At 74.3% G+C, this 25243-nt stretch carries 24 protein-coding genes; 15 read left to right on the forward strand and 9 right to left on the reverse strand.

Annotation, left to right across the window (positions count from 1 at the left end; all coding sequences use genetic code 11):
• Positions 1-9: 9 nt before the first annotated feature.
• Together ACIQUR_RS05350 and ACIQUR_RS05355 are read left to right on the forward strand one after the other, a co-directional pair.
• Positions 10-1242, forward strand: coding sequence for an acyl-CoA dehydrogenase family protein (locus ACIQUR_RS05350; RefSeq protein WP_403658600.1), 1233 nt, complete (start codon positions 10-12; stop codon positions 1240-1242).
• Positions 1239-2306, forward strand: a complete 1068-nt coding sequence (locus ACIQUR_RS05355; protein ID WP_403658602.1) for a Zn-dependent alcohol dehydrogenase — start codon at positions 1239-1241, stop codon at positions 2304-2306. Before ACIQUR_RS05350 ends, ACIQUR_RS05355 begins: the two co-directional genes overlap by 4 nt.
• Positions 2307-2360: 54 nt before the next feature.
• Here the strand turns inward: ACIQUR_RS05355 and ACIQUR_RS05360 are convergent, their stop codons facing one another.
• Entirely contained in the window at positions 2361-2969 is a 609-nt protein-coding gene (locus ACIQUR_RS05360) for a flavin reductase family protein (protein WP_403658605.1), read from the reverse strand.
• Positions 2970-3266: 297 nt separating this feature from the next.
• Between ACIQUR_RS05360 and ACIQUR_RS05365 the strand changes: the two genes are divergently transcribed.
• The 3 genes from ACIQUR_RS05365 to ACIQUR_RS05375 are packed head-to-tail and all read left to right on the forward strand — an operon-like array spanning position 3267 to position 4898.
• Positions 3267-4025: a hypothetical protein gene (locus ACIQUR_RS05365; RefSeq protein WP_403658608.1), complete on the forward strand. Its 759-nt coding sequence runs from the start codon at positions 3267-3269 to the stop codon at positions 4023-4025.
• On the forward strand, positions 4022-4483 hold the full coding sequence (locus ACIQUR_RS05370; RefSeq protein ID WP_403658610.1) for a hypothetical protein: 462 nt from the start codon (positions 4022-4024) through the stop codon (positions 4481-4483). The genes ACIQUR_RS05365 and ACIQUR_RS05370 overlap by 4 nt, the downstream gene beginning before the upstream one ends.
• A 19-nt stretch (positions 4484-4502) precedes the next feature.
• Positions 4503-4898 (forward strand): hypothetical protein, encoded by a 396-nt coding sequence (locus ACIQUR_RS05375; protein WP_403658613.1) that lies wholly within the window; start codon positions 4503-4505, stop codon positions 4896-4898.
• 340 nt (positions 4899-5238) lie between these two features.
• Here the strand turns inward: ACIQUR_RS05375 and ACIQUR_RS05380 are convergent, their stop codons facing one another.
• From ACIQUR_RS05380 to ACIQUR_RS05395, 4 genes are all read right to left on the reverse strand, one after another.
• Positions 5239-6048 (reverse strand): enoyl-CoA hydratase/isomerase family protein, encoded by an 810-nt coding sequence (locus ACIQUR_RS05380; protein WP_403658616.1) that lies wholly within the window; start codon positions 6046-6048, stop codon positions 5239-5241.
• On the reverse strand, positions 6039-8273 hold the full coding sequence (locus ACIQUR_RS05385; RefSeq protein WP_403658619.1) for an acetate--CoA ligase family protein: 2235 nt from the start codon (positions 8271-8273) through the stop codon (positions 6039-6041). The genes ACIQUR_RS05380 and ACIQUR_RS05385 overlap by 10 nt, the downstream gene beginning before the upstream one ends.
• A gap of 298 nt (positions 8274-8571) precedes the next feature.
• Positions 8572-10029, reverse strand: coding sequence for a hypothetical protein (locus ACIQUR_RS05390; protein ID WP_403658622.1), 1458 nt, complete (start codon positions 10027-10029; stop codon positions 8572-8574).
• Between the two features lie 55 nt (positions 10030-10084).
• Positions 10085-11290, reverse strand: a complete 1206-nt coding sequence (locus tag ACIQUR_RS05395) for a flavin-containing monooxygenase (protein WP_403658625.1) — start codon at positions 11288-11290, stop codon at positions 10085-10087.
• Between the two features lie 161 nt (positions 11291-11451).
• On the opposite strand from ACIQUR_RS05395, the gene ACIQUR_RS05400 reads away from it, so the two are divergent.
• Together ACIQUR_RS05400 and ACIQUR_RS05405 are read left to right on the forward strand one after the other, a co-directional pair.
• Positions 11452-11904 carry a DoxX family protein gene (locus tag ACIQUR_RS05400; protein WP_403658628.1) on the forward strand — a complete coding sequence of 151 codons (453 nt, stop codon included), beginning with the start codon at positions 11452-11454 and terminating at the stop codon, positions 11902-11904.
• Positions 11901-12326, forward strand: a complete 426-nt coding sequence (locus ACIQUR_RS05405; protein ID WP_403658630.1) for a Zn-ribbon domain-containing OB-fold protein — start codon at positions 11901-11903, stop codon at positions 12324-12326. The genes ACIQUR_RS05400 and ACIQUR_RS05405 overlap by 4 nt, the downstream gene beginning before the upstream one ends.
• A 121-nt stretch (positions 12327-12447) precedes the next feature.
• Here the strand turns inward: ACIQUR_RS05405 and ACIQUR_RS05410 are convergent, their stop codons facing one another.
• Positions 12448-13116 (reverse strand): pyridoxal 5'-phosphate synthase, encoded by a 669-nt coding sequence (locus ACIQUR_RS05410; RefSeq protein ID WP_403658633.1) that lies wholly within the window; start codon positions 13114-13116, stop codon positions 12448-12450.
• 66 nt (positions 13117-13182) lie between these two features.
• Here ACIQUR_RS05410 and ACIQUR_RS05415 point away from each other — a divergent pair, with 66 nt between their 5' ends.
• The 4 genes from ACIQUR_RS05415 (at position 13183) to ACIQUR_RS05430 (ending at position 15676) form a co-directional block, all read left to right on the forward strand.
• Positions 13183-13629, forward strand: a complete 447-nt coding sequence (locus ACIQUR_RS05415; protein ID WP_403658635.1) for a GNAT family N-acetyltransferase — start codon at positions 13183-13185, stop codon at positions 13627-13629.
• A gap of 214 nt (positions 13630-13843) precedes the next feature.
• Positions 13844-14770, forward strand: a complete 927-nt coding sequence (locus tag ACIQUR_RS05420; RefSeq protein ID WP_403658638.1) for a MarR family transcriptional regulator — start codon at positions 13844-13846, stop codon at positions 14768-14770.
• Complete coding sequence (locus ACIQUR_RS05425) at positions 14767-15162, forward strand: roadblock/LC7 domain-containing protein (protein WP_403658641.1); 396 nt, start codon at positions 14767-14769, stop codon at positions 15160-15162. The genes ACIQUR_RS05420 and ACIQUR_RS05425 overlap by 4 nt, the downstream gene beginning before the upstream one ends.
• Positions 15163-15271: 109 nt before the next feature.
• Positions 15272-15676 (forward strand): hypothetical protein, encoded by a 405-nt coding sequence (locus tag ACIQUR_RS05430; RefSeq protein WP_403658644.1) that lies wholly within the window; start codon positions 15272-15274, stop codon positions 15674-15676.
• Between the two features lie 713 nt (positions 15677-16389).
• Here the strand turns inward: ACIQUR_RS05430 and ACIQUR_RS05435 are convergent.
• Positions 16390-17619: a thiolase C-terminal domain-containing protein gene (locus tag ACIQUR_RS05435; RefSeq protein WP_403658647.1), complete on the reverse strand. Its 1230-nt coding sequence runs from the start codon at positions 17617-17619 to the stop codon at positions 16390-16392.
• Between the two features lie 121 nt (positions 17620-17740).
• On the opposite strand from ACIQUR_RS05435, the gene ACIQUR_RS05440 reads away from it, so the two are divergent.
• Together ACIQUR_RS05440 and ACIQUR_RS05445 are read left to right on the forward strand one after the other, a co-directional pair.
• Complete coding sequence (locus tag ACIQUR_RS05440; protein ID WP_403658650.1) at positions 17741-18961, forward strand: acyl-CoA dehydrogenase family protein; 1221 nt, start codon at positions 17741-17743, stop codon at positions 18959-18961.
• Positions 18961-19434, forward strand: coding sequence for a nitroreductase family deazaflavin-dependent oxidoreductase (locus tag ACIQUR_RS05445; protein WP_403658653.1), 474 nt, complete (start codon positions 18961-18963; stop codon positions 19432-19434). Before ACIQUR_RS05440 ends, ACIQUR_RS05445 begins: the two co-directional genes overlap by 1 nt.
• A gap of 241 nt (positions 19435-19675) precedes the next feature.
• On the opposite strand, the gene ACIQUR_RS05450 is transcribed toward ACIQUR_RS05445, so the two are convergent.
• Entirely contained in the window at positions 19676-20323 is a 648-nt protein-coding gene (locus ACIQUR_RS05450) for a TetR family transcriptional regulator (protein ID WP_399955904.1), read from the reverse strand.
• Positions 20324-20763: 440 nt separating this feature from the next.
• Here ACIQUR_RS05450 and ACIQUR_RS05455 point away from each other — a divergent pair, with 440 nt between their 5' ends.
• Together ACIQUR_RS05455 and ACIQUR_RS05460 are read left to right on the forward strand one after the other, a co-directional pair.
• Positions 20764-21543: a VOC family protein gene (locus tag ACIQUR_RS05455; RefSeq protein WP_403658658.1), complete on the forward strand. Its 780-nt coding sequence runs from the start codon at positions 20764-20766 to the stop codon at positions 21541-21543.
• A 273-nt stretch (positions 21544-21816) separates the two neighbouring features.
• Positions 21817-24288, forward strand: coding sequence for a PQQ-binding-like beta-propeller repeat protein (locus ACIQUR_RS05460; protein WP_403658661.1), 2472 nt, complete (start codon positions 21817-21819; stop codon positions 24286-24288).
• A gap of 188 nt (positions 24289-24476) precedes the next feature.
• Here ACIQUR_RS05460 and ACIQUR_RS05465 read toward each other — a convergent pair whose 3' ends face one another.
• Complete coding sequence (locus ACIQUR_RS05465) at positions 24477-25226, reverse strand: hypothetical protein (RefSeq protein WP_403658664.1); 750 nt, start codon at positions 25224-25226, stop codon at positions 24477-24479.
• Between the last annotated feature and the right edge of the window lie 17 nt (positions 25227-25243).

Raw genomic sequence — 25243 nt, forward strand, 5'->3', positions numbered from 1 at the left:
GGGCGGCTCGTGGACTTCGGCTTCGGCCCGGCGGACGAGGAGTTCCGCGCCCGGGCCCGGGAGTGGCTCGACGCGCACCTGGTCGGCCCGTACACCGCCGCCGTGGGCCTGGGCGGCCCCGGCAGCGAGCACGAGGGCGTCGCGGAGCGCCGCGCCTGGGAGCGCGAGCTGGGCCGCGGCGGCTGGATCGGCCTCGGCTGGGAGCCGGGAGGGCCGGGGGAACGGGGTGGACCGGGGGAGTACGGGCAGTACGGGCAGCGGCGGGCCTCCCTCACCCAGCAGGTGGTGTGGGCCGAGGAGTACGCCCGCGTCCGCGCCCCCGCGCGCGTCGGCCACATCGGCGAGAACCTCCTCGCCCCCACCCTGATCGCGTACGGCACCCGGGAGCAGCGCGACCGCTTCCTGCCCGCCATCGCCCGCGGCGACGAGCTGTGGTGCCAGGGCTACAGCGAGCCCGGCGCCGGCTCCGACCTCGCGGCCCTGCGCACCGCGGCGGTGCGTGACGGAGCCGGCTGGCGGGTCACCGGTCAGAAGATCTGGACCTCGCTGGCCCAGGACGCCGACTGGTGCTTCGTACTGGCCCGTACCGAGCCCGGCTCGAAGCGTCACCACGGGCTGTCGTTCCTGCTGGTGCCGATGGACCAGCCGGGCCGCGTCGAGGTGCGGCCGATCCGCCAGATGTCCGGCACCAGCGAGTTCAACGAGGTCTTCTTCGACGGCGCCGGGGCCACCGAGGTGGTGGGCGGCGAGGGCAACGGCTGGCAGGTGGCCATGGGCCTCCTCGCGCTGGAGCGGGGCGTCTCCACCCTCGTCCAGCAGATCGGCTTCGCCGCCGAACTGGACCGCGTGCTGGCCGCCTTCCTCGCCGGGCCCGGCGCGGCCGACCCGGTGCTGCGGGAGCGGCTCATCCGGCAGTGGGCCGAGCTGAGGACCATGCGGTGGAACGCGCTGCGCACCCTCGGCGGCTCCGGCGACGAGGGCGCCCCCAGCGTGGCGAAGCTGCTGTGGGGCGGCTGGCACAAGCGGCTGGGCGAGCTGGCCGTCGCGGTCCGGGGCGCCGCCGGCGCCGTCGGCCCGTACGACTGGTCGGAGGAGCGCCCGTACGCACTCGACGAGGAGCAGCGGCTGTTCCTCTTCACCCGCGCCGACACCATCTACGGCGGCTCGGACGAGATCCAGCGCAACATCATCGCCGAGCGCGTGCTCGGCCTGCCCAGGGAGCCCAAGGAGGCGGCACGGTGAGAGGTGTGGTGTTCGACGGCAAGCAGGTCCGGGTGGTCGACGACCTGGAGGTGCGCGACCCGGGGCCGGGCGAGGTGCTGGTCGCGGTGAAGGCGGCCGGGCTGTGCCACAGCGACCTGTCGGTGATCGACGGGACCATCCCCTTCCCGCCGCCGGTGGTGCTCGGGCACGAGGGCGCGGGCGTGGTGGAGGCCGTGGGGGCGGGCGTGACGCACGTGGCGCCCGGCGACCACGTCTCGCTCTCCACCCTCGCCAACTGCGGTGCCTGCGCGGAGTGCGACCGGGGCCGGCCCACGATGTGCCGCAAGGCGATCGGGATGCCGGGGCAGCCGTTCTCGCGGGGCGGGCAGCCGCTGTTCCAGTTCGCCTCCAACTCGGCCTTCGCGGAGCGGACGGTCGTGAAGGCCGTCCAGGCCGTGAAGATCCCGGAGGAGGTGCCGCTGACCTCGGCGGCGCTCATCGGCTGCGGGGTGCTGACCGGGGTGGGGGCGGTCCTCAACCGGGCCCGGGTGGACCGCGGTGAGTCGGTGGTGGTCATCGGCACCGGCGGCATCGGGCTGAACGTCATCCAGGGCGCCCGGATCGCGGGGGCCAGCACGATCGTGGCGGTGGACGCCAACCCGGCGAAGGAGGCGGTGGCCCGGCAGTTCGGCGCCACGCACTTCGTCGACGCGTCGGCCGTCAAGGACACCGTGGAGGCCGTCAAGGGCGTCCTGCCGACCGGCGCCGACCACGCCTTCGAGTGCGTGGGCAACGTGAAGCTGATCCGGCAGGCGGTGGACCTGCTGGACCGGCACGGCCAGGCGGTCCTGCTCGGGGTGCCGGGCTTCGCCGACGAGGCCTCGTTCCAGGTCTCCTCGCTGTACCTGGACAAGTCCATCCTGGGCTGCCGGTACGGGTCCTCGCGCCCGCAGCGGGACATCGCGTTGTACGCGAAGCTCTACGGGGAGGGCCGGCTGCTGCTGGACGAGCTGGTGACCCGTACGTACCCCGTGGAGGACTTCGCCCTCGCCGCGGAGGACGCGCACGCGGGGCGGGTGGCGCGGGGGGTGCTGACCTTCTGACGCGGGTCCTGGCGTACCGCTGCCGGGCGGCCGGCCCTCCGGGGGGCCGGCCGTTCAGGCCGTGAAGCGGCCGAACCTGCCCTGGTGGAAGAGGAGGGGGTCGCCCTCGCCCGCGGCGCCGAGGGCCTCCACGCGGCCCACGACGATGAGGTGGTCGCCGCCGGTGTGCACGGCGTGGATCCGGCAGTCGATCCAGGCCGGTACGTCGGCCAGTTGCGGCGAGCCGGTCACCGGGGCGGGTGCGTGGCTGACGCCGGCGAACTTGTCGGCCCCGCTCACCGCGAAGGAGCGGCACAGCTCGCCCTGCCGGGCGCCCAGGATGTTCACGCAGAACACCCCGGCGCGGGCGATGCGGGGCCAGGTGGTCGACGTACGGGCCACCATGAACGTGACCAGCGGGGGATCCAGGGAGAGCGAGGCGAAGGACTGGCAGGCGAAGCCGGCCGGGCCCTCCTCGCCCTCGGCGGCGGGGGCGGTGATGACCGTGACGCCGCTCGCGAAGTGCCCGAGCACGGCCCGGAACTCGCCCGCCCCGACGGGCGCCCGCTCGTCGTCGGCGACGGCGCGGAGTTCGGGGCGGGGGTGCGGGTCCACGGCGGTGGGGGTGCCGGTGTTCCTGAGGTAGCGGATGACGGTGGCCGCCATCCCTGCGTGTCCCATCATGACCCGATTGAACCTGACGGCTCGTCAGATTGGAACCCCGGTGGAGCGCCGGCGGAGCGCGGGCGGGTCTTGAACGCGTTCAGGGAGTCCCTTGAACGCGTTCAAGGGCGAGGTGTACGCTCCTGGCGAGAGTTGAACACGTTCAAGCGTGTGGGGGGTGGGCTCGTGGAGGACTCCGCGAGAGCGTGGAGCCGCAGCGCGGTCCTGGCGGCGTCGATCGCGGCCGGGATCCAACTGCTGGTGGTGGGTGGGATCTGGATTCTGGCCGCGATCCCCGGAGACGAGTAAGGACGCTCCATGGGCGGGATCGAGCTGCTGTTCTCGCTCGTCATGGCCGCCGTCGTGGGCCCCTTCGTCGCGTTGCTGCTGGGCGCCGCCCAGGCGGTGGCCGTCGCGGTGCCCCCGGTCTGGCTCGGGCGGACGCTCGCCGGGCGGTACGGCGGGCCCGCCCTGCTGTGGGCCCTGGGAGTCCTCGGTGCGGGGGCGGCCGTACTCGCAGGCGGGATGGCCGCGCTCGGCTCGGACTTCCTGACGGTCTGGGCCTGGAGCGCCGGCCTCGCGTTGCTGCCGCTGGTGGCCGCGGAGCTGTGGGCGGACGGCGACTTCACGCAGGGAAGGGCGTGGCGGGAGCTGGCGGCGATCGTGACCGTCCCGGCCTCGGTGATGGCGGTGGGCACCGCCTCGGCCCACGCCCTGGGCCCGTTCGACGCGCCACGCCCGTCCCCCCGGCTCGGCGCTCACGGCTACGTGGGGACGTGGAGCGGCGGCGGGGGGTGGCTGCGGCTGGAGGTGGGCGGCCGGGCGGTGGTCACCAGGGTGCCGTACCAGCAGGACATGGAGGAGCGCACCTGTACGGGAGAGGGCACGTGGTCGTTCCGGGAAGCCCGGGCGGACGACTCGGAGGGTGTGGACCTCTCCCTGCCCTGCTCCCCGCAGTGGCTGCATTCCTGGGAGGTCGCGGGGACGGCGGACCGGCCGGAGCTGTTCTTGCTCATCGGCGACCCGGACTACGCGGACGTCCGCGTGCTCCGCAAGCACGAGGGGGTGTCCCGATGAGCGCGGAGCGCGCCACCTGGGTCGGCTGCCGGGCCCTGCGGACCGCCTCGACGGTCGCGGCCGCGCAGTTCACGGTGCTGGGCCTCGGGTACGCCGTGTGGTCCTGGGTCCGGTACGGGCTGCCCGAGTACGGGGCGGACCTGGCCTGTCCGTTGCTGGTCGTACCGGTGGCCGCGGCGGTCGTCGGCACGCTCCAGGCGGTCTTCCTCACCGGCCCGGCCGTGCTGGCCGGGCAGTACCTGGCCGGGCGGCTGCCGCGCCCCGGCGCCCTGTGGCGGCTGCTGCCGCTGCCGCTGCTCGCGGCGGCCGTGGCGGGGCTGCTCCGCCGCGACCAGGGCCCGTACCTGCCGGAGTTCGGCGTGGTGTGGGCCTGCGTGGTGACGCTGGGCCTGCTGCCGGTGCTGGCGGCGGGAGCTTTCGAACGGAGGGGGTACGCGGATGATGTTCGGAGGCGGTGAGGGCTTGCAGGCGCTGGTCTTGCTGCCTGCCCTGCTGTGGTTCCTGGGCGGGCCCTTCGTCATGGTCGCGGTGGGGGTGTGGTGCGCCCGCCGGCCCGGCCTGAAGCCCCGGCTGTGGTCGGTGCTGCTGCCGGCGGTACCGGTGGGCGGGCTGCTGGTCCTCTTCCTGGTGCGCCTCCGGGACCCGGGCTCGCGGTGGTGGGACGACTTCAGCGGCTACCTGCTCTGGTACGTCGGGGTGATCACGGTCCTGCCGTGGCTGCTCGGCTGGGGCATCACCCGCATCGTCGTCGCGGTACGCGCCCCGCGCGCCCGTCGCCTGGCCGAACTGGCGGAGCTGGAGGCGGAGGAGGCCGCCGCCGGCCCCGAGGGAGGGCCAGCGGGGGCGGGGCCCGCCGAGAAGGCGGCCGAGTAGGCCGGTGGGGAGGCCGAGTTGGCCGGCCGACCGGGCCGGGCCGCACGCCTCTCCCGAAGCTTCGGGGGCGGGTCGTGTGGTGTGTGGGTCCCCTCGGTGCTTGACCCGTCGTGGCCTGCAGGCCCTGCGGCAGGCCCACCCCGGGGGCAAGGGGGCTGCGCCCCTGGCCTTCGGCCACCCCCGGCCCGGGCCTGCCTCCGGACCAGCCTGCCACGACGCCTCAAGCACCTTCCCCACACACCACACGACCCACCAGGCCCTGCCAAGGGTTCGGTGGGCGGTGGTGTGTGGGCGCCCCGGGGTACGTGGTGTGCGGCGTCGGGGAGGGGGCCCGCGGCCGCTACAACCCCCGGTACTTCGGAGTGCGGCGTTCCACGAAGCTCGCCACGCCCTCGTTCGCGTCCGCGGTGGACATGTTCAGCTCCTGGGCCACCGCCTCGGCCGCCAGGGCCGTCGTGCGGTCCGTGTCCAGCGAGGCGTTGACCAGCTGCTTCGTCAGGGACAGGGCGCGGGTTGGGCCCTGCGCGAGCCGCTCGGCCCAGTCGCGGGCCAGGGACTCCAGCTCCGCGTCCGGGACCACCCGGTTCACCAGCCCCAGGCGCAGCGCCTCGGCGGCCGGCACCGAGTCGCCGAAGAACATCAGCTCCTTCGCCCGCTGCGGACCGATCAGCCGGGGCAGCAGGTACGCGCCCGCCCCGTCCGGCACCAGCCCCCGCCGCACGAACACCTCGATGAACCGCGCCGACTCGGCCGCCAGCACCAGGTCGCAGGCGAGGGCCAGGTGTGCGCCGATGCCCGCGGCGGTGCCGTTCACCGCCGCGATCACCGGCTTCTCGCAGTCCAGCACGGCCGTGATGAACCGCTGCGCGCCCTGCCGGATCATCCGGGCGACGTCCCCCACGACCCGCTCCCCGGCGGCCGGGGGGCCGCGCAGGTCCGCGCCCGCGCAGAAGCCCTTGCCGGTGGCGGTGAGCACCACGGCCCGGACGGCCGGATCGGCCGAGGCCTCGGCCAGCAGGACCATGATCCGTTCCCGCTGGTCCCAGGTGACCGCGTTCATCGCGGCCGGCCGGTTCAGCGTGATCCACGAGACGCCGCTCTCCACCCGGTGGAGCACGTCCGCCTCCCCGCCCACGGCACTCACCGGCACACCGCCAGCGCGTCCAGCGCCACCGCGCCCTGTCCGCGCGGCAGCACCATCAGCGGGTTGATGTCGAGCTCCGACAGTTCGTCGCCCAGCTCCAGCGCCATCCGCTGCACCCGCAGCACCACCTCCACCAGCGCGTCCACGTCCACCGGCGGTGCGCCCCGCACCCCCTCCAGCAGCGCGTGCCCGCGCAGTTCGCGCAGCATCGCCCGCGCCTGGTCCTCCCCGAAGGGCGGCACCCGTACCGCCGCGTCGTGCAGCACCTCCACCAGCACGCCGCCGAGCCCCACCGTCACGGTCGGCCCGAAGAGCTGGTCCTGCGTGACGCCGACGACCATCTCCACGCCCCGCTCCACCATCTGGCACACGAGGATGCCGTCGAGCGGGAGGTCCTCGTACCGCGCGATGTCCGTCAGCTCCCGGTACGCGTCCCGGATCTGGCTCGCCGAGGTGAGCCCCACCTTCACCAGGCCCAGCTCCGTCTTGTGCGCGAGCTGAGGGCCGGACGCCTTCATCACCACCGGGTAGCCCACCAGCCCGGCCGCGCGCACCGCCGCCGCCGCGCTGGTCACCAGCTGCTCGCGGGGCACCCGTATCCCGTACGCCCTGAGCAGCTGCTTCGCCGCGTGCTCACTCAGCTGCTGGCCCGGCCGCATCAGCGCCTGCGCCTTGCGGTACGAGGGCGAGGGCGTGCGCGGCGCGTCCTCGAAGGGCGAGCGGTAGCCGGTGGTGAACCGGTGGTGGTCCAGGTAGGCGCGGACCGCCGTGATGCAGTTGCCGAAGGTGCGGAAGGTCGCCACCCGCGACGAGCCCAGCAGGGTGGTCCGGTACGCCTCCTCCGTGCCCACCGGCGAGCCCCACACCACGCAGACCAGCTTGTCCGTCTGCTCGGCGGCGTCCACCAGGTCCTGCGCCAGCCGGTCGCTCATGGGCGGGAAGGGCCCGGTGATCGGACAGATCAGCACGCCGACGGACGGGTCCGCCAGGATCGCGTCGATGATCTTCCGGCCGCGCCAGTCGCCCACCGGGTGCCCGCCGTTGTCGACGGGGTTGGCGACGTTCAGGTACTCCGGGATCCACTGGTGCAGCTCGTCCTGCTTGGCCTGGGAGAGGGTGGGCAGGCGCAGGCCGGCCTCCGTCGCCAGGTCGGAGAAGTGCGCGCCCGTGCCGCCGGAGATGGAGTAGACGACGACCCCGTCGGCCTTCGGCTTCCTGGCCCGCGCCAACAGGGCGGCGGTGTCCTGGAGTTCGTCCAGGCCGTCCACCCGGATCACGCCGAACTGCCGCATCGCCGCGTCCACCACCGTGTCCGCGCCCGTCAGCTTGCCGGTGTGGGAGGCCGCCATCCGCGCGCCGGTCTCCGTACGGCCCACCTTGACCGCGACCACCGGCACGCCGTTGCGGGCGGCGCGGTCGGCGGCGAGCAGGAAGGAGCGGCCGTCCTTGAGGCCCTCGACGTAGCAGGCGATCGCCCCGACCTCCGGGCGCTCGGCGAAGTACGCGATGAAGTCCGAGGTCTCCAGGTCCGCCTCGTTGCCCGTCGGCGCCCAGTGGGAGAGCCGGATGCCCAGTTCCTGGAGGGTGTAGACGGGGCGGCCCTGGTGGCCGGACTGGGTGATCAGGGCGATGGCCGGGCCGTCGAGGTCCTCGCGGAACTCCTCGAAGGCGTTGAGGTTGGTGTTCGGGCCCAGCAGGCGCAGGCCCGAGCGCCGGACCGCCGCCGCGAGCCGCGCCTGCGCCGCCGCGCCCTCGTCCCCGGTCTCCGCGAATCCCGAGGCGAACGCGACGGCGAACTTCACCTTCGCCTCGGCGAGTTCCTCGATCACCGGCAGCGGGTCGCCGACCAGCAGCACGGCCAGGTCCACCTGCTCGGGCAGGTCGGCCACGGACGCGTGGCAGGGGAGGCCGAACACCGTCTCCCGCGTGGGGTGTACGGGGTACAGCCGCGCCCCGACGCGGCCGGCCCAGGCGATGAGCTGGCGGGTGATTCCGGTGTTGGGTCTGCCCTCGGCGTCGGAAGCACCGATGACGGCCACGGACTCGGGCCGGAAGAACCGGTCGAGGTCGGGCACGTCGGCGTGCAGGGGGCGCCCGCTCACATCCAGGTCCGGTACCCCCTCGGAGGGGGATCCGGCCGTGGAGTGGACGGCCCTGCGGGGGTGCTCCCCGCAGGCCTCGACACGGGCGCGGAAGTCGGTGGTGAGGGTGCCGTGAGTAGATCCAAGCATCGTTCCGCCCGCTCCTGCTCGATGACTCTCCAGGACTGACGCCATAGCTGACGCTTAGTCAGATTACTGAACTGACGGGCAGTCAGGAACAGGTTGCAGTGGCCGGATTTCCCGGCCCTGGCCGAAGAGGCGCGTACGGGCCCCCTGGGAGGGGTGGGACGGGTGCCCAGGAGTGGGGTGGAACGGGTGCTCAGGGCAGGGGTGCGACGCCGGTCCGCGGGCGGAGCGGGACGGAGCGGGACGGAGCTACGGACGCGCGTGACGGGCGCGGGTACGTCGTACCCGCGCCCGTCACGCGTCACGCCCCGCGGACCGCGCCCAGCGGCAGCTTGGCCGAGACCGTCCCCGGAATCGGCTCGTCACCGGTGGTGGTGCCGGTGTACTTCAGCCGCCAGTAGCCGGCGCCCCGCCCCGGCACGGTGTGGGTGAAGGCCTTGCCGTACGGCGTGCCGAAGCTGCTGACGGTGGTCCAGCCGGTCCTGCCGTTCGCCGAGAACTGCACCTTGACCTTGGCGGAGCCCGGCGGCACGGCCGGACCCTCGTACAGCGCGAGCCTGCCGGAGACGGTCACCTTGCCGTCGGAGCGCTGCCGGGCCCGGTAGTCCTCGAAGGCCGTCCGCGCGGTCGCCGTCACCTCGATCCGCTTCGCGACCGGGTCCGGGTACACCCACGGGTTGGCCGGGAGCGCCGGGTCGAAGCCGACCATCCACGTCCCGTCCTCCAGGACCTTCCGGCTCAGCGAGAACCGGCCCTTGGCGTCCGTCTTCACCACCTGGAGGCGCTGCTTCGGCGCGCACCCGGCGACGGGGCAGTAGCCGGTGCTGACCAGCACGGAGATCCCCGGCACGGTCACCAGCTCCGGCTCGTCGGCGCCCGTCCAGGCCTTGCGCACGACCTTTCCGGTGACCTTGGCCGTCGAGCCGTGGCGCGCGGTCAGCTCGGCCGGCGAGTCCAGGCGGATCTCCGGGTAGCGGTTGCTCGACCAGACCTTGCCCGACGCGCTGACCGTCTGCTCCGCCGGCGCGCTGCGGTACGAGACGGTGAACTCGGTCGAGGTCTCGGTGCCGGCGAAGGCGTGCGGCAGCAGGAAGCGGCCGTCCGCACCCGTCGTGACCGGCTCCGCCGGCAGGGCGTCACCGGTGAAGTCCACCTTCACCGCGGTCCCGCCCAGCGGCACCTCCTGGCCGTCGCGCGGGTCCGTGGCGGTCAGCCGCCCCCTCACCGCGGTGCGCAGCGAGTCCAGCGACACCGAGCCGCCGACCGGGCCGACCTCGGACAGCCACGGCCTGACCTGGTAGGTGAGCCGCCCCAGGTCCTTCCTGAGGACCGGTACGCCGCGCGCGTCCCGGTACTCCAGGTCGAGGGCGTAGTTGCCGAGCTCGGCGAGCTTGAGCGCCGCGGACTGCAGCGGCTGGACCTTCCCGGCCACCGTCTTCCCGCCGAACGGGAACTCCGTCACCGTCGCGAGCCGGGTGTCGCTGCCCGGCACGCGCACGTGCACCGCGAGACCGGCCGGGCGCGGTGCTCCGCCCAGGTCCACGGTCACCGCGTTCCAGCCGAGGCCGGTGCCGAGCACGACCCGTGCGTACGGGTCCTCCGCCGCCGCCCCGAAGGCCGCGCCGGCGGCTCCGGGTGCGGGCGCCGCCAGGGCCGCGGGCGCGGCCAGCGTGCCGGTGGCCAGTACGACGGCCGCGGTGCCGAGGCCGGTGGCCGCCGCGCGGGTCAGGCGCGTGGGCAGGCCGAAGCTGAACGTCATGTTCCCCCCCATGTTCGATCTTGCAGGGGAGCTTAGGGGTACGGAACCGGCGGGGTTACCGGCGGGTCGCGGAAGCGCCCGCTCCGCCGCCGGCCCGGGTGCGGGCACGGGCCAGGGCCTTCGCGATCCGCTCCGCGTCGAGCGCCATCTCGCGGAACATGCCGCTGATCGGGTTCGTGTAGCCGGTGAAGTACAGCCCCGGCGCCCCTGCGGGGGTGCGGGCGCCGTGCACCACCGGACGCCCCCGCTCGTCCAGCACCCCGAGGTGCCCGACCAGTCCTTCGAGCGCCCGGCCGTACCCGGTGGCCGCGACCACCACGTCCGGCGTCACCCGGCTGCCGTCCGCCAGCACCACCTCGGCGCCCTCGAACGACTCCACGGCCGCCACGGGCTCCACCCGCCGCTCCCGCACCGCGTCGATCAGCCCGACGTCCTGCACGGGGATCGCCCCCTCGCGGACCCGGGTGTACAGCCCGGTGTCCGGGCGCGGCAGCCCGTACTCCGCCAGGTCCGGCACCGAGAGCTTCCCGACCGCCGCGCCCAGCCGGTCGACCAGCCGCACCGGCAGCCGCCGGCACAGGATCCCGGTGCGCTGGGCCGGCCAGCCCAGGGTGGAGCGGCGCACGATGTGCGGGGCGGTGCGCACCGCCAGCCGCACCCGCCCGGCCCCGCCCGCGGCGAGGTCGACGGCTATCTCGGCGCCGGTGTTGCCGACGCCGACCACGAGCACGTCGAGGCCCTCGTACGGACCCGGGTTCCGGTACTCGCTCGCGTGCAGCAGCGTGCCGGTGAACGCGTCGGCGCCGGGCCAGTCCGGCAGCCGGGGCGTGTGGTTGAAGCCGGTGGCGACGATCACGGCGGAGGCGGCGAGCTCCCGTCCGCCGGTGGCGTGCAGCACCCAGCCGGCACCGTCCTCGGCGGGGTCGACGCGGGTCACCTCGACGCCGGTGACGAGCTCCAGCTCGTGGTGCTCGGCGTACTTCTCCAGGTACCGGACCACGTTGTCGCGGGCCACCCACCGGCCGAACTTCCGGGGCATCGCCAGCCCGGGGAGCGCGGAGAGCCGCCGGGTGGTGTGCAGCCGCAGCCGGTCGTAGTGGCGGCGCCAGGAGGCGCCCACGGCGTCGGACTTCTCGATGACCACGGCCCGTACGCCCCGGGCGCGCAGCGCCGCTGCCGCGGCGAGCCCGCCGGGCCCGGCGCCGATGACGTACACGGGGCGGGGTTCGGTGTGGTTCTCGAGGGGGGTGGTGTCCAGCATGAGCTGTGAGCGTATCGGCACACAGCGTTGATGGGTCTCGGTCAAGGCGGGATCCGGTTGCGAATCGATCACGGGACCCGGGTCTTGTGCGGAAGGGGTCCCATCCGCTGAACTGACGTACCGTCAGATGAGTGCGTGTGGGTGAGGGAGGTGGACGGGCGATGCGGACCATCCTGCTCGGCGGCGCCGAGTGGGTCGCCGTGCTCCGGATAGGCCTCGGCCTGTGGTGGCTGGAGAGCTGGCGGCACAAGGACAAGAAGGGCTGGTTCGAGCGCGGCACCGGCATCGCGTGGGCGGCGGACGTCGCGGACAAGCACCGCTGGCCGTTCGTGAAGACCGGCTTCGCGAAGGTCGTGCAGCCCCGTCCGCGGCTGATGGCGTACGTCGTCGTCTACGCCGAGCTCGCCCTGGGCCTGGGGCTGGTGACCGGCTTCCTGACGCCGGTCGCCCTCGTCGGCGGCCTGCTGCTCAACCTGCTCTACCTGGTGCTGATGATCCACGACTGGGCCGAGCAGGGGCAGAACGCCATGATGGCGCTGATCTCCCTCGTCGCGCTGTTCACCATGAGCTGGCAGACCTGGTCGCTCGACCACGCGACGGGACTCTTCCTGTGACCGCCGCCGCGCCCACGCCCCGCTTCGACCTGCCCGACGTGGACGCCTTCACCCGGCCCTGGTGGGAGGCCGCCGCCGGGGGGCGGCTGCTGCTGCGCCGGTGCGGGAGCTGCGGGCGGGCCCACCACTACCCGCGGGAGTTCTGCCCGCACTGCTGGAGCGAGACGGTGGCGTGGGAGCCCGCGAGCGGCCGAGCCACCCTCTACACCTGGTCGGTCGTGTACCGCAACGACCTGCCGCCCTTCGGCTCCCGGGTCCCGTACGTCGCCGCCGTGGCCGATCTGGCGGAGGGACCCCGCATGATGACCGAGGTGATCGACTGCGCGGCGGACGACCTGCGCGTCGGCATGCCGCTGGAGGTGGCCTTCCGGGCGGAGACGGACGAGATCCACGTCCCGGTCTTCCGGCCGGCGCGCGGCTGACGGGGGCCGGGAGGCCGTGAGGCCGGGGGCCGGGCCGCTGTCCGGCCCCTGCCTGGCCCCTGTCCGGGCCGCTGTCCGGCCCCTGCCCGGCCCCTGTCCGGGCCCTGCCCGGCCCGCGGCCTCAGGGCCAGAGCAGCTCCCGTACCCACCCGCCGTCCGCCTCACGCAGGTAGCGCAGCCGGACGTGACGGCGCTGGGCGTCCCCCTGGAAGAACTCCACCTCGCGCGGCTCCAGTACGTACAGCGTCCAGCTGGGCGCCGGCGCGTCGGGCTCGGCCCCGGCCCGCTCCCAGGCCGCCGAGGAGGCGGCGTACAGCTCGTCCAGGGACCCCAGCACCTGGCTCTGCCGCCCGGTGAGCGCGGCGGCGAGCGCCCCGCGCGACCGTACGGCGAGACTCGCGCGGGCCTCCTCGGCGCCGCCGGTCACCACCCGGCCCCGCACCCGGACCTGCCGCCCCACCGCGGGCCAGTAGAAGCCGAGCGCGGCCTCGGGGCGGCCGGCCAGCTGACGCCCCTTGGCACTGCCGGAGTGCGAGGCGAAGTGCCAGCCGCGCCCGTCGGCGTCGTGCAGCATCAGCGTCCGCACGTCCGGGCGCCCTTCGCCGTCGGCCGTCGCGAGGGACATGGTGTGCGGCTCGGTCTGGCCGGCCGCCACGGCGTGCGCGAACCACTCGTGGAACAGCCCCAGCGGCTCTCCGGGCGCCCGGTCGACGTCGAAGGCGGGCAGCTCGGTGTCCCAGACGCGCAGGGAGCGCAGCGCCTTGCGGAATTCCTCGGCGGTGGTCGTCATGGCCCCATCCTCCCAGCACCAGAACGCGATTGACGGGCACGGCCCCGGCCGGGTTGGCTGCGCGCCATGGACCAGCTGCGGATCGTGCGGCCGGTGGGCGACGAGATGCTCGGCCACTGGCGGCACGTACACAACACGATCATCCCGACCCACCCGCTGTCCCTGGCGGACGTACGGGAACGTGCGGCGCGCCACCACCTGGACGTGGCGTACCTGGGCGACGAACCGGTCGGCAACACCACGGTCCGCCCGCCGGACGAGAACCCCGACGCGGCCGTGGTGATCGCCCGCGTCCTCCCGGAGCACCGCGGCCGCGGCCACGGCAGCGCCCTCTACGAGCACGCCCTGACGACCGCCCGCGCCCTGGGGGTCACGCAGGTCGAGACGGTGGTACTGGAGTCGAACGCGTCGGGCCTGGCCTTCGCCCTGGCCCGGGGCTTCGAGGAGTTCGACCGCTACGTCCTGGACGGCGACGAGATCGCGTACGTGGAACTGCGCCGCGCCGTGCCGTAGTCCGAGCCGCCGGCTCCGGAAACAATCGAATACACGATCAATCGGGTCCCGAACGCTCGGGTCGCGACATAAGCCGATCACTACTGAATATTCATATCGAATGATCAGTGCGCGTGGCTACGGTGCGGTCAGCGAGTTGGCATATGCGGCAGCGGCTGATTGCAGGGGCATGGCAGAAATCGACGTACCGGCGCCACGTCGGAATCCATCGAGGGTGACGGGGCTCGACCTGGCCAGGGCGCTCACCGAGGCGGCACGGGACCGGCTCTCCGGAGAGCTGCTGGTCTCCGGAGAGCCCGGCGGCTCCTTCCACCTCCGCCGCGGCGCACTCCTGGAGGTGGCCTCGCCCGGCGCCCCGGGCGTCGAGACCCTGCTCCTGCGCTCGGGCCGCGTGAGCGAGGCCGACTGGGCGTCCGTCACCCGCTCCTCGGCCGCCGACGGGCGCCTCGGAACCGCGCTGATCGCCCAGGACCTGGTGGGCAGCGCCGAGTTACAGCTGATGTGCGCGATGGCCGCCCTCGACGGCGCGCTGGCCGTCGGAATGGGCCGCATCAACGGCTTCACCCTCGACCGCGACGCGGACACCTGCCGCCTCGCCGCCCCCGCCGGCATCGAACCGGACTGGCTGGTGGAGGAGGCGGGCCGGCGGATCCGCGTCCTCAGCGCCCTGGGCCGGTGCCCCTCCCCGTTCCGCACCCGCATCGCCCGTACCCCGGCCGGCTCGGCCCGGCTCGCCGGCCCGGCCACCGGCGAGCGCAGGGAGATCCTGCTCCGAGCCAACGGCCGCCGCAGCGTCCGCGACATCGCCTTCCTGCTCGGCCGGAGCCTGTACGCCGTCACCGTCGAGGTCTCCCGCCTGCTGGGCGAAGGCCTCCTCGCAACGGTGCCCACGGCCGACGCACCGACGGAACCCGCGCCGACGGCACCCCCGCCCCCGGGCCCGCCTCCGGGCCCTCCCGCCCACGCCCGCCTCCCACGACGCCGCCCCGGCGCGAGCGGCATCGGCGACGTACTGCCGCTGCGCCCCGTGGCCGAGCCGTGGGAGCCCCCGCCGGCCTTCCTCGCCAGGTACCGGGCGCTCGGCGGCACCCGCTGGGCCCACGAACAGGCAACACGACGCAGCACGACAGGAGAACCTTGACCACCAGGAACACCCAACTCGCCACGGAGATGCGGGAACTGCGGGACCGCGTCGTCGGCGTCACCGACATCGTCGTGGCGTCCGTGGACGGTCTGCTGATCACGGCGGAGACCGACGACACCGCGGACGCGGAGAGCCTGGCCGCACTCACCGCAGCGGCCGTCAGCCTCGCCCGCCGCGCGGGCGCCATGACCAGCAAGGGGCTGCTGCACCACACCGTGTCGCGCTTCACCGACGGCTACCTGGTCGCCCACCCCGTCGGCGACATGGCCCTGATCGGCGTACTGGGCGACACGGGCCTGGACGTCCGCCGCCTCCACACCGAAACGCAGGCCACCCTCCAACGCCTGACAGCCCTCCTGACGGCGCCGGAGGCGCCACGCGGCACGTGAGGCCCGCGGCACGCACGACGCCCACCGCACCCACGACGCCCACCGCACCCACCACCCAATCCCACCAAGGAGCACGATGAGCACCCCTACACCCCACGGGGGCCCGAGCATGTCCGAACAGGTCGCGACCCTGGTCAAGCGGCTGCGTGCGGAGGTTCCCGACTGCGTGGCCGCGGGGGTCATCGACATGTCGACCGGCATGCTGCTGTCCGTCGAGACGGTCGACTCCCACCCGGCGGAAGTCCTCGACATGCTGGCGGCCGCGACGCTCGAACTCTTCCAGGGCCGCAACGTCGTGATGATCGAGGGCATCTTCAAGGAGCGCCGCGGCATCGTCAGCGACCGCCACTACTTCCAGGAGATCCTGGTCAACAGCGACAACCTGGCGCACCTCTTCCTGCGCATCGACAGCACCGACGAAGTGGTCGCGGTGGTCGTCTGCCGCAAGACCGTGAACGTCGGCATGCTCTTCGCCCAAGCCCGCCGAGTCCTCCGCGAGCACGGCCAACTCTGAGCGGAGGGGTGTCGGGGAGGTGGACGGAGGGCGGCATCCCCTGCGCCGGCCTCAGGGAACTGGACGTATCCGGGGCCGTCCGCCGACCGAGGGTTTCCGGGCCGGGGTGCCCTGTCAAGGGCGCTCCTTCGTCGCGTCGCCTGCGGCGATTCCACTTCGTTCCACCCTTGACAGGCCACCCCGGCCCGGAAGGCAAAGACCTCGGCGGACAACCCCAGGAAAGACGCCCAGGGAGACACCTCATGCACTCCGGTACCAGGCGCGTGCCCCCGGCACCGGGGCCCGGCCCCGCCCCGGCACTGGGGATCGGGAGCCGATGCCGGGCTCCCGCCCGTCCGCCGGGGGGCGGAGCCGCCGGGCACGCTCCCATGGCCGCCGGCCGGCTCTCGGCTTTGCCCCCTGACCGTCCCTCCTGGAGCCTCCCGCCACTCGTCGTACCCCCGGGGCGGGGTGGGCGGTCAAGGGTGGAACGAAGTGGAATCGCCGAAGGCGACGCGGAGCGCAGCGGAGCGCCCTTGACGGGCCGCCCCGCCCCGGAAACACCCTCAAGTGGCGGGTGGCTCCAGGAACCCATCCAAGACAGGGCCGCTGTGGATGCCCCCGGCCCGCCCCGGCGCCGGGTGCGGGTGTGGAATGCCCCCGGCCCGCGCCATGCCGGGTGCGGGGACTCGTACCCGTAGCCCCGCCCCCACCCTCACTTCCACCCCACCCCCCTACCCCCTCCCCAGCAGCACCGTTCCCGACGAGCAGAACCACCCCCCGGTGCCCGAGGCGACCGCTACCTCCGGCAGGCGGCCGCCGGGCTTTCGGACCTGGCCTTCGCCCGCCTCGCCGCGCAGCTGGCGGACCGCCTCCACGATCAGGAACAGGCCCCGCATCCCCGGGTGGCAGGCCGACAGGCCGCCGCCGTCCGTGTTGACCGGCAGTTCGCCGTCCCGGAGCAGCCGGCCCTTCTCCACGAAGGCGCCGCCCTCGCCCTTCGCACAGAAGCCCAGGTCCTCCAGCGTCACCAGGGTCATGTAGGTGAAGGCGTCGTAGATCTGCGCGACGTCGACGTCCGCGGGGCGCAGCCCCGCCCGTTCGAAGGCCAGCCGCCCCGAGACCGCGGCCGGCGAGACCGTGAAGTCCTCCCACTCCGACATCGTGGTGTGCGAGACGGACGTGCCCGTGCCCAGGATCCAGACCGGGGCCTTCGCGGTGTCCGGTACGTAGTCCTCGGCGGCCAGCAGTACCGCGCAGCCGCCGTCGGACCGGATGCAGCAGTGCAGCTTGGTGAACGGGTCCGCGATCATGTCGCCGCCCAGCACCTCGTCCACGGTGATCGGGGTGCGGAACATCGCGTCCGGGTTGGTCGCGGCGTTGGCCCGGGCCTGGACGGCCACCGAGGCGAGCTGTTCCAGCGTCGTGCCGTACTCGTGCATGTGCCGGCGCGCGGCCATGGCGTACTTGGCGACCAGGGTGTGCCCGTAGGGGACCTCGAACTGCAAGGGGCCGCGCGCCCCGAAGGAGAGGTTCGACGTCCGGCGGCGGGCCTTGATGTCGGCGCGCGCCGTCGAGCCGTAGACCAGCAGGACGGCGTTGGCGTGCCCGGCCGCGATGGCGTCCGCCGCGTGGGCCGCCATGACCTCCCAGGTCGCGCCGCCGACCGAGGTGGAGTCCACCCAGGTGGGCCGCAGCCCGAGGTACTCGGCGACCTCGACCGGCGCCAGGGTGCCGAGCCCGGCGGAGGCGAAGCCGTCGACGACCGAGCGGTCGAGTCCGGAGTCGGCCAGGGCGCGCCGGGCCGCCTGGGCGTGCAGGGCGTACGGGGTGGCCTCGTCGACCCGGCCGCAGTCGGAGAGGGCGACGCCGACGACGGCGACCCTGCGACGGCCGGGCGCGGACCGCCCGGCCGCGGCCGCAGCACGCGTGCTGGTGCTGGAGGAGCTGGAGGAGGACGACATGGATCTGACGGTACATCAGATGTTGCCCCCCGCGGCAGGAGTCCGACCGCCCCGCGCTCTGTGCATCCACGCTCGGCCGCCCTAATATGACGCGCCGTCAGATACGGGGAGGAGCCCGCCGATGGATGCCGCCTTCACCGCGGAACAGGACGAGATCCGCCGCACCTTGAGGGAGCTGCTGGGCAAGCGCAGCGGACCCGACGAGGTCAAGGCCGCCGTACGCACCCCAGCCGGATACGACCGCGAGCTGTGGCAGCAGCTCGCCCGGCAGCTCGGACTGCCGGGCCTCGCCCTCCCCGAGGACCGCGGCGGCGTCGGCTGCACCCTCGCCGACCTGGCCCTCGCGTGCGAGGAGACCGGCCGCGCGCTGACCCCCTCGCCGCTGCTGGCCACCTCCGTGCTCGCCGCCCCCCTGATCGCGGCCCTCGGCACCCCCGCCCAGCAGGCGGAGCTGCTGCCCCGCATCGCGGGCGGGGAGCTGACCGCGACCCTCGTGGTGCCCGGCCCCGCGCTCTCCACCGCCCTCGGCCTGACCTGCGACAACGCCCCCGACGGCTGGGCCGGCGGCGGCCGCGCCGGCGGCATCCAGGCGCGGGTGGACATGGAGGCGGGCGGCTGGCTGCTCTACGGCGAGGCCGCCCAGGTGCTGGACGGCCACGGCGCGGAGCTGCTGGTCGTGGCCGCGCACACGGGCGGGTTCGCCCGCAGCCGGGCGCAGCTGTTCCTGGTGCGGGCGGACGCGCCCGGCCTGGCGCGGGCCCGGCAGACCGTGCTGGACGAGACCCGCCCGCAGGGGCGCGTACAACTCCGGGACACACCGGCGGAGTTGCTGGGAGAGGACGACCAGGCGGAGATCTGCGCCGCGCTCGCCGCCGCCGGCCTCGGGGCCGCGGCCGTGCTGGCCGCGGAGGCGGCCGGGGCCGCCGGGCAGGCCCTGGCCAGGACCGTCGAGTACGTGCAGGCGCGAGAGCAGTTCGGCCGGCCCGTCGGCTCGTTCCAGGCGGTCAAGCACCGGCTCGCCGACGTGTACGTACAGCTCCAGGCGGCCCGCTCGGCCGCGTACTACGCCGCCTGGGACCCGGGGCAGGGCGGCCTGGCCCTCGCCCAGGGTCTGGAGGCGCTGCGCACGGCGGCCGCGGAGGCCGTCCAACTGCACGGCGGTATCGGCTTCACCTGGGAGCACGACGCGCACCTGTACTTCAAGCGGGCCGCGGCCGACGAGCTGCTCTTCGGCCCCGTCCACCGGCTGCGCGCGTACGCCGCACAGCGCGCCGGCCTGTTCGCCCCTGCCGGAACCCCTGCCGGAACCCCCACCACGACAGAAGAGAGGGTGGCCGTCTGATGCCTCCCGGTGTCCGCCTGATGCAGAAGGTTTCCTCGACCCGTACGTTCGCGAAGATCGCCCCGCACTTCATCCCCGCCATGGACCGCGCCGTCCACCGGCTCACGCGCGGCAAGGTGATGCTCAGCGCCCAGATGCTGCCGGGCGTGATCCTCACCGCCAAGGGCGCCAGGTCCGGGCAGCCGCGCACCACGCCGCTCGCGTGCATGCCGGAGGAGGCGGCCGGCACCTGGATCCTGATCGGCTCCAACTTCGGCCGTCCGGGTCATCCCGCCTGGACCGCCAACCTCCTCAAGAACCCCGATGCGCAGGTGAGTTGGCGGGGCGAGGACATCGCGGTGCGCGCCCGGCTGCTGGCGGGCGAGGAGCGGGCGGAGGCGTGGCAGGCGGTGCTGAGGTTCTGGCCGCCGTACGCGACGTACCAGGCCAGGATCGAGCGCGAGATCCGGCTCTTCCGCCTGGAGCGCCGCTGACCGGACCCGGTGTGCGCCGGGACCTCCGCGCACCCCGCCCGAGGGTGGCGTCGTCGGCCCGAGCCGGTACGCGATGCGGCGCCCACCGCATCCGCGCCGCCGGCCTGGCTGCACCGCCGGCCCGCCCCGTACGCACCACGGCGGCGGACCCCCGGGTGGTCCGCCGCCGCGCAGACAGGATGTGCCGGTGTCCGGCGCCGGCCGCGGCCCCTCTCCCGGGAGCCCCTGCGGCCGGCCGGCCCTACTTGGTCGGCTTCTTGCCCGTGATGCCCAGGTGCACCAGGAGGGCGAGGTTCGGCCGCAGCTCGGCCTGCTTGACGCCCCAGGTCTGGAAGCCCTTCTGGTGCGAGGCCACCGCGGCGAGCATGGCGACCAGCGATCCGGCCATGGCGGCGGGGCTGACGTCCTTGTCGACCTTGCCCTTGGCCTGGAGTTCCTTCATGGACTCCGTCAGGGAGTTGGTGACGGAGTTCAGGATCTTCATGCGGATCTTGTAGAAGCGCTTGTCGCCCTCGGCGGCACCGAGGTCGACCACGCGGAGGATGGCGTCGTTCTTGCGCCAGAAGTCGAGGAATCCCTCGACGAGCTCCTCGGAGGTCTGCCAGGCAGCCTTGCCGACCCAGGCGCGGCCCTCGACGAGCGCGGTCAATTGTGCGCCCTCGGTGGCCATTTGCTCCGCGATCTCCAGAACCGCCCCCTCGACGTCGGGGAAGTACTGGTAGAAGGTCGCGGGCGAGGTCCCGGCCTTGCGTGCGACGTCGATGACCTTGACGTCGCGGTATGGCGAGGAGCTGAGCATCTCGCTGAGGCAGTCGAGCAGCTTCTGCCGCGTCGCCTGACCGCGCCGACCGGCCACGCGGCCGTCGACGGTGCGTACTTGTCCTGTCATGCCGTCAGCTTACCGAGGGGTGATCGGCGCGCGATTCGGCCGCCTGCAAATGGGGTTACGGGCCCTCCGTGCCCGGTTTCCGCACGGTTCGGGGTACCTCCGCACCGCGGTTTCCGGCGCCCCGGCGGCAGCCGCCCGTACCGCCGCAACCGCCACCCCGAGCCCCCGGACCAGACCTCGGCCCCCTCCCCGTCGCCACCCACTCGCCACCCACTCGTCCCCCACCCCGTCCCCCGAATAGTCTTATCAACAGCCTGTGGACAACGTCGGTGGACAAGCCCCCGGACACCCCGGAACCCCGGCGCCCCAAGCCCGGACCCCGTCCGGCCGCCCGCCGCACCGCCCACGGTGTTCGATTCCTCTCGCTGCGTGACCGCCGGGAGCCCATTAGCTTGACATCACGTACGGCCGCGCACCGCGCGCAAGGAAGGGACGGGGCCATGGCCGGATTCACTGAGGGCACGCCCTGCTGGGTGGACGCCTCGCTCCCGGACGTAGAGGCGGGCAAGCGGTTCTACGGTGAGCTCTTCGAGTGGACCTTCGGCGAGAGCGCCGGGCCGGAGTACGGCGGCTACACCCAGGCCTTCAGCGAGGGCCGCAACGTCGCCGCGCTCGCCCCCAAGCCCGACGGCCGCATGCCCACCGTGTGGAACGTCTACCTCTCCGCCCGCGACGCCCGCGCCACCGCCGCCCGGATCACGGACGCCGGCGGCCAGGTGATCATTCCCCCGATGCCGGTCGGCCCCTACGGCAGCATCGCCATGGCCGCCGACCCGGGCGGGGCCGTCTTCGGCCTCTGGCAGCCCGGCACCCACCACGGCTTCGAGCGGCAGAACGAGCCCTTCTCCTTCTGCTGGGCCGAGGTCTACACCCGCGAGCGCGACGCGGTGGACGTCTTCTACGCCCGGGTCTTCGGCTACGTCCCCGAGGACCGGGACGACGCGGGCGTCGAGTACCGCACCTGGTCCCCGCCGGGCAGCGCGCCCGGCCCCGACACCGCCGTGCTGGGCCGCAGCGTGATCACCGAGGCCTTCCCGGCCGCGATGCCCGCGCATTTCCTCACGTACTTCGCCGTCCAGGACTGCGACACTTCGGTGGGCACCGTCCAGCGCCTGGGCGGACGCGTCACCGCGGATCCCTTCGACACCCCCTACGGGAGGATCGCGGTCGTCGCGGACAATCAAGGGGCGGCCTTCGCGATGCTCTCCGAAACGTCGTGACCGGACGGAACGGGGGAGCAGGCGGAGCATCCGGCGTGTGACCAGGCAGAACGCCCGGTACGCGAGCGGGTGGGACGCCCGACGTGTCCGGATCGCGGTAAGACACCCCGATCCGCCCCTGGGTTCGCCCATCGGGCCCGGGCCAGACAGAATCAGGGTGCGCACCACCGGGTGTCACCCCGTGGTGAGACGCTGAGACGCTGCGGTGAGACGCTGCACCGTGCTGTAGGAAGCGGGTCCTGAGAACGGCCCGTACGGGGAGGTGGCAGACGAGTGGAGCAGCTGACGCAGCACGACCCGAGACGGATCGGCCCGTTCGAGGTGCTGGGCCGGCTCGGCGCGGGCGGCATGGGTCTGGTCTATCTGGCACGCTCGGCCTCCGGCCGACGCGTGGCGATCAAGACCGTGCGGACCGAGCTGGCGGAGGACCAGCTGTTCCGCGTGCGGTTCACGCGGGAGGTCGAGGCGGCGCGCGCCGTCAGCGGCTTCTACACGGCCGCCGTGGTCGACGCCGACCCGCGGGCCGCCGTGCCGTGGCTGGCGACCGCGTACGTACCGGCGCCCTCCCTGGAGGAGATCGTCAACGAGTGCGGGCCGATGCCCGCGCAGGCCGTGCGCTGGCTGGCGGCCGGCATCGCCGAGGCGCTCCAGTCCATCCACGGGGCGGGCCTGGTCCACCGCGACCTGAAGCCGTCCAACGTGCTCGTCGTCGAGGACGGCCCCCGCGTCATCGACTTCGGCATCGCCAGCGGTGTCTCCAACACCCGGCTGACCATGACGAACGTCGCGGTCGGCACCCCCGCCTACATGTCGCCCGAGCAGGCGAAGGACTCCCGCAGCGTCAAGGGCGCCAGCGACGTCTTCTCCCTCGGCTCCACGCTCGTCTTCGCCGCCACCGGCCACCCCCCGTACCACGGCGCGAACCCCGTGGAGACGGTCTTCATGCTGCTGCGCGAGGGGCCGAACCTGGAGGGGCTGCCGGAGGAGCTGCGGCCGCTCATCGAGTCCTGCATGCAGATGGACGCCACGCAGCGGCCCACCCCCGCCGACCTCCAGGCGCAGCTCGCCCCGCACCTCTTCGCCGCGGGCGACGACAGCGGCACGGCCTCGGCCTGGCTGCCGGGGCGCGCCGTGGAGCTGATCGAGCAGCGCCGCGCCGGGGCCTCCGGGCGTACGACGACCACGCCGGGCGGCGGCGCGGGCGGGCGCGGGGCGGGCGGCCACGGCGCCGGTCCGGTCTCCGGGCCGGCCACGCACCGCCGGGACCGCGCCGTGCCGCCGGGCCGGGAGCCCGGGCCCGCGCCCGTCAGGGAGTGGGCGGACCCGCGTACCGGGCCGGCCGTCGCCCCGCCGATGCCGCAGCACCCGCCGGTGGCGCCCGTGGGGTCCGCCGGGTCCTCCGTGGCGTCCGGTGAGCCCGTACGCCTGGCCGGTGCGTCCGTGCCGATCGGGCCCGGCCCGCGGGTGTCCCGCGGCTCGGCCGTGGCCGTCGCCGAGGCCGGCGCGGCCACCGGCTGGATCCGGCCGCCCGGCGGGGTGGCCGCGCCGCCCGCGCCGTCGAACGCCACCGGACCGTCCGCCGGGGCCGTGCCGCGGCCCGCGGCGGCACCGGACAGCGGGCGCTGGCGCCCCTGGCGGTTCCGGATGTCGAACGAGGTCTGGGGCACCCCGGCCGTCGACGGCGACCTGCTGTACGTGACCTCCTTCGAGGTGCACGCGCTGGACGTGGCCAGCGGCCGCCGCCAGTTCAAGACGCGGGACGTGGCCTGGGCCATGCAGGTCGCGGACGGCCGCATCCACGCCTCCGACGGCCCGACGCTGTACGCGCTGGACGCGCAGGACGGGTCCGAGCGGTGGCGGCTGGGCACGGACGCGTGGGTGTACGCGCTGAAGGCCGACCGGGGCACCGTCGTCACCGCCACGCGCGGCGGCGGCGTACAGGCCTGGGAGGCGGCGAACGGCCGGAAGCTGTGGGAGGTCACGGGCGGCCAGACCGACTTCGAGACCCCCGAGGCCGGTCCGGTGGTCCACGACGGCACGGTGTACGTCTGGCAGGACGCGCGGCTGCGCGCCCTGGACGCGCGCACCGGCACCGAGCGGTGGTCGTACCCGATCGGCGACGCGGCCTCCTGCGGGAACGTCCCGGTCCGGGTCACCCCGGCGGCGGACGGCTACGTGTACGTGGCGGCCGGCACCCGCGTGCTGGGCATCGACGTGGCCTCCGGCCGGGTGCGGTGGCACTTCGAGGCGCCCGCGGTCTTCCTGGCCCCGCCGGCGTTCGCGCCGGGGCCCGCGGTGACCGGCGGCGGCGTGTACCTGGTGGACTACCTCGGCACGGTGTACGCGCTCGACGCCACCACCGGCAAGGACCGCTGGCGCATCGCCACCGAGCCGCGGCAGTCCGCCGAGCCGGTGATCGTGGCGGACGGCAGCATCCACCTGGGGGCGGGCAGCGCGCTGTACACGCTGGACGCGGTCACCGGCACCCCGAAGTGGCGGTTCGCCGCGGGCGGCGAGATCACCGGCGCCCCCGCCGTGGCGGAGGGCCGGGTCCACTTCGGCTCCGCCGACCACTGCCTGTACACGCTGGACGCGGCGGGCGGCCAGCTGCGCTGGAAGCTCGCGACGGGCGGCGAGATCACCGGGTCGCCGGTGGCGAAGGCGGGCGTGGTCTACGCGTGCAGCAAGGACCGGTGCGTGTACGCCCTCGACGCGGCCAAGGGCACGGGTACCCGCACCACCTGACACCCCCGGTGCGGGTCCCGTGCCGGGTGCCGGTCCCGTGCCGGGTGCGGTGCGTGGCCGGGTGCGGTGCCGGGGTGGTGCGGGCCGTCGCCGCTGCGCGGAGCCGCTTCCCCACCCCGCCCCTTCCCGAAACCGGGGGCGCTGCCCCCGGACCCCCGGGGAGTTGCCCCGCAGGAGGCGGCCGGCGGTCAGTCCTTGTTCAGCGGGGGTCCCAGCGGGGGACCGTGGTCCGGTCCGTTCGGGGCCGGGTCCTGCTCGTGCAGGGGCGAGCCCAGTACGGGTCCGTGACCGTCCTCCGGGGAAGCCGGCCGCGGGTACTCCCGCGTCGCCCCCGGCCCCGGTTCCGGCCGCGGGTACTCCCGCGTCGCCCCCGGTTCCGCCCCTGCGTCCGGGTGCTCCCGCGTCGCGTCCCGGTCCGGCGCCGGCACCGGCGCCCCCGCACCCCCGCCCCGCGGAGCCCACTCGTGGGCCGACGGCGGAGGCGACGGATCGTGGGCCGGAAGCGGCCGGCGCGGAGCGCGCCGGCGGCCGCTCATGACCACCGCGCCCAGCAGCATCAGCACGCCGCCGCCGAACGCGTTCGCCACCCCGTCGCCCAGCCCGCCCGCGTCACCGCCGACCGTCAGCGCACCCGCGGCCTGGCCCTGCCGGACCATCCACAGCACGGTGAAGCCCAGCACCAGCACGCCCGCCACGGCCATCAGCAGCCGGGACCGCAGCAGGGCGGCGACCAGGGCGAGGACCGCGGCCACGAGGAAGGGCAGGAAGAGGGAGCCGAGGAGCGCGGCGCGGTCGGCGGTGATCCCGGAGCCGGAGAAGAGCTCCTCGATGCGGTAGTCGCTGCCGTGACGGCCGTCGTACCAGGCACGGAAGGGGCTCCAGACGGCGGCCGTCGCTCCGATGAGGCCCATCAGACCGCCGAGGAGATTGCGGATCATGCTCGGCCTCCTGAGTC

Origin of the sequence: Streptomyces sp. NPDC101132 (genome assembly GCF_044759225.1) — a bacterium.
Lineage (GTDB): Bacteria > Actinomycetota > Actinomycetes > Streptomycetales > Streptomycetaceae > Streptomyces.

What these genes read in the sequence shown, in the direction of transcription:
- ACIQUR_RS05390 (WP_403658622.1), bottom strand. Translation starts at nt 10,029, where the DNA reads ATGACGTTCAGCTTCGGCCTGCCCACGCGCCTGACCCGCGCGGCGGCC.
- ACIQUR_RS05400 (WP_403658628.1), top strand. Translation starts at nt 11,452, where the DNA reads ATGCGGACCATCCTGCTCGGCGGCGCCGAGTGGGTCGCCGTGCTCCGG.
- ACIQUR_RS05385 (WP_403658619.1), bottom strand. Translation starts at nt 8,273, where the DNA reads ATGCTTGGATCTACTCACGGCACCCTCACCACCGACTTCCGCGCCCGT.
- ACIQUR_RS05445 (WP_403658653.1), top strand. Translation starts at nt 18,961, where the DNA reads ATGCCTCCCGGTGTCCGCCTGATGCAGAAGGTTTCCTCGACCCGTACG.
- ACIQUR_RS05370 (WP_403658610.1), top strand. Translation starts at nt 4,022, where the DNA reads ATGAGCGCGGAGCGCGCCACCTGGGTCGGCTGCCGGGCCCTGCGGACC.
- ACIQUR_RS05465 (WP_403658664.1), bottom strand. Translation starts at nt 25,226, where the DNA reads ATGATCCGCAATCTCCTCGGCGGTCTGATGGGCCTCATCGGAGCGACG.
- ACIQUR_RS05455 (WP_403658658.1), top strand. Translation starts at nt 20,764, where the DNA reads ATGGCCGGATTCACTGAGGGCACGCCCTGCTGGGTGGACGCCTCGCTC.
- ACIQUR_RS05365 (WP_403658608.1), top strand. Translation starts at nt 3,267, where the DNA reads ATGGGCGGGATCGAGCTGCTGTTCTCGCTCGTCATGGCCGCCGTCGTG.
- ACIQUR_RS05360 (WP_403658605.1), bottom strand. Translation starts at nt 2,969, where the DNA reads ATGATGGGACACGCAGGGATGGCGGCCACCGTCATCCGCTACCTCAGG.
- ACIQUR_RS05435 (WP_403658647.1), bottom strand. Translation starts at nt 17,619, where the DNA reads ATGTCGTCCTCCTCCAGCTCCTCCAGCACCAGCACGCGTGCTGCGGCC.
- ACIQUR_RS05410 (WP_403658633.1), bottom strand. Translation starts at nt 13,116, where the DNA reads ATGACGACCACCGCCGAGGAATTCCGCAAGGCGCTGCGCTCCCTGCGC.
- ACIQUR_RS05450 (WP_399955904.1), bottom strand. Translation starts at nt 20,323, where the DNA reads ATGACAGGACAAGTACGCACCGTCGACGGCCGCGTGGCCGGTCGGCGC.
- ACIQUR_RS05415 (WP_403658635.1), top strand. Translation starts at nt 13,183, where the DNA reads ATGGACCAGCTGCGGATCGTGCGGCCGGTGGGCGACGAGATGCTCGGC.
- ACIQUR_RS05440 (WP_403658650.1), top strand. Translation starts at nt 17,741, where the DNA reads ATGGATGCCGCCTTCACCGCGGAACAGGACGAGATCCGCCGCACCTTG.
- ACIQUR_RS05430 (WP_403658644.1), top strand. Translation starts at nt 15,272, where the DNA reads ATGTCCGAACAGGTCGCGACCCTGGTCAAGCGGCTGCGTGCGGAGGTT.
- ACIQUR_RS05395 (WP_403658625.1), bottom strand. Translation starts at nt 11,290, where the DNA reads ATGCTGGACACCACCCCCCTCGAGAACCACACCGAACCCCGCCCCGTG.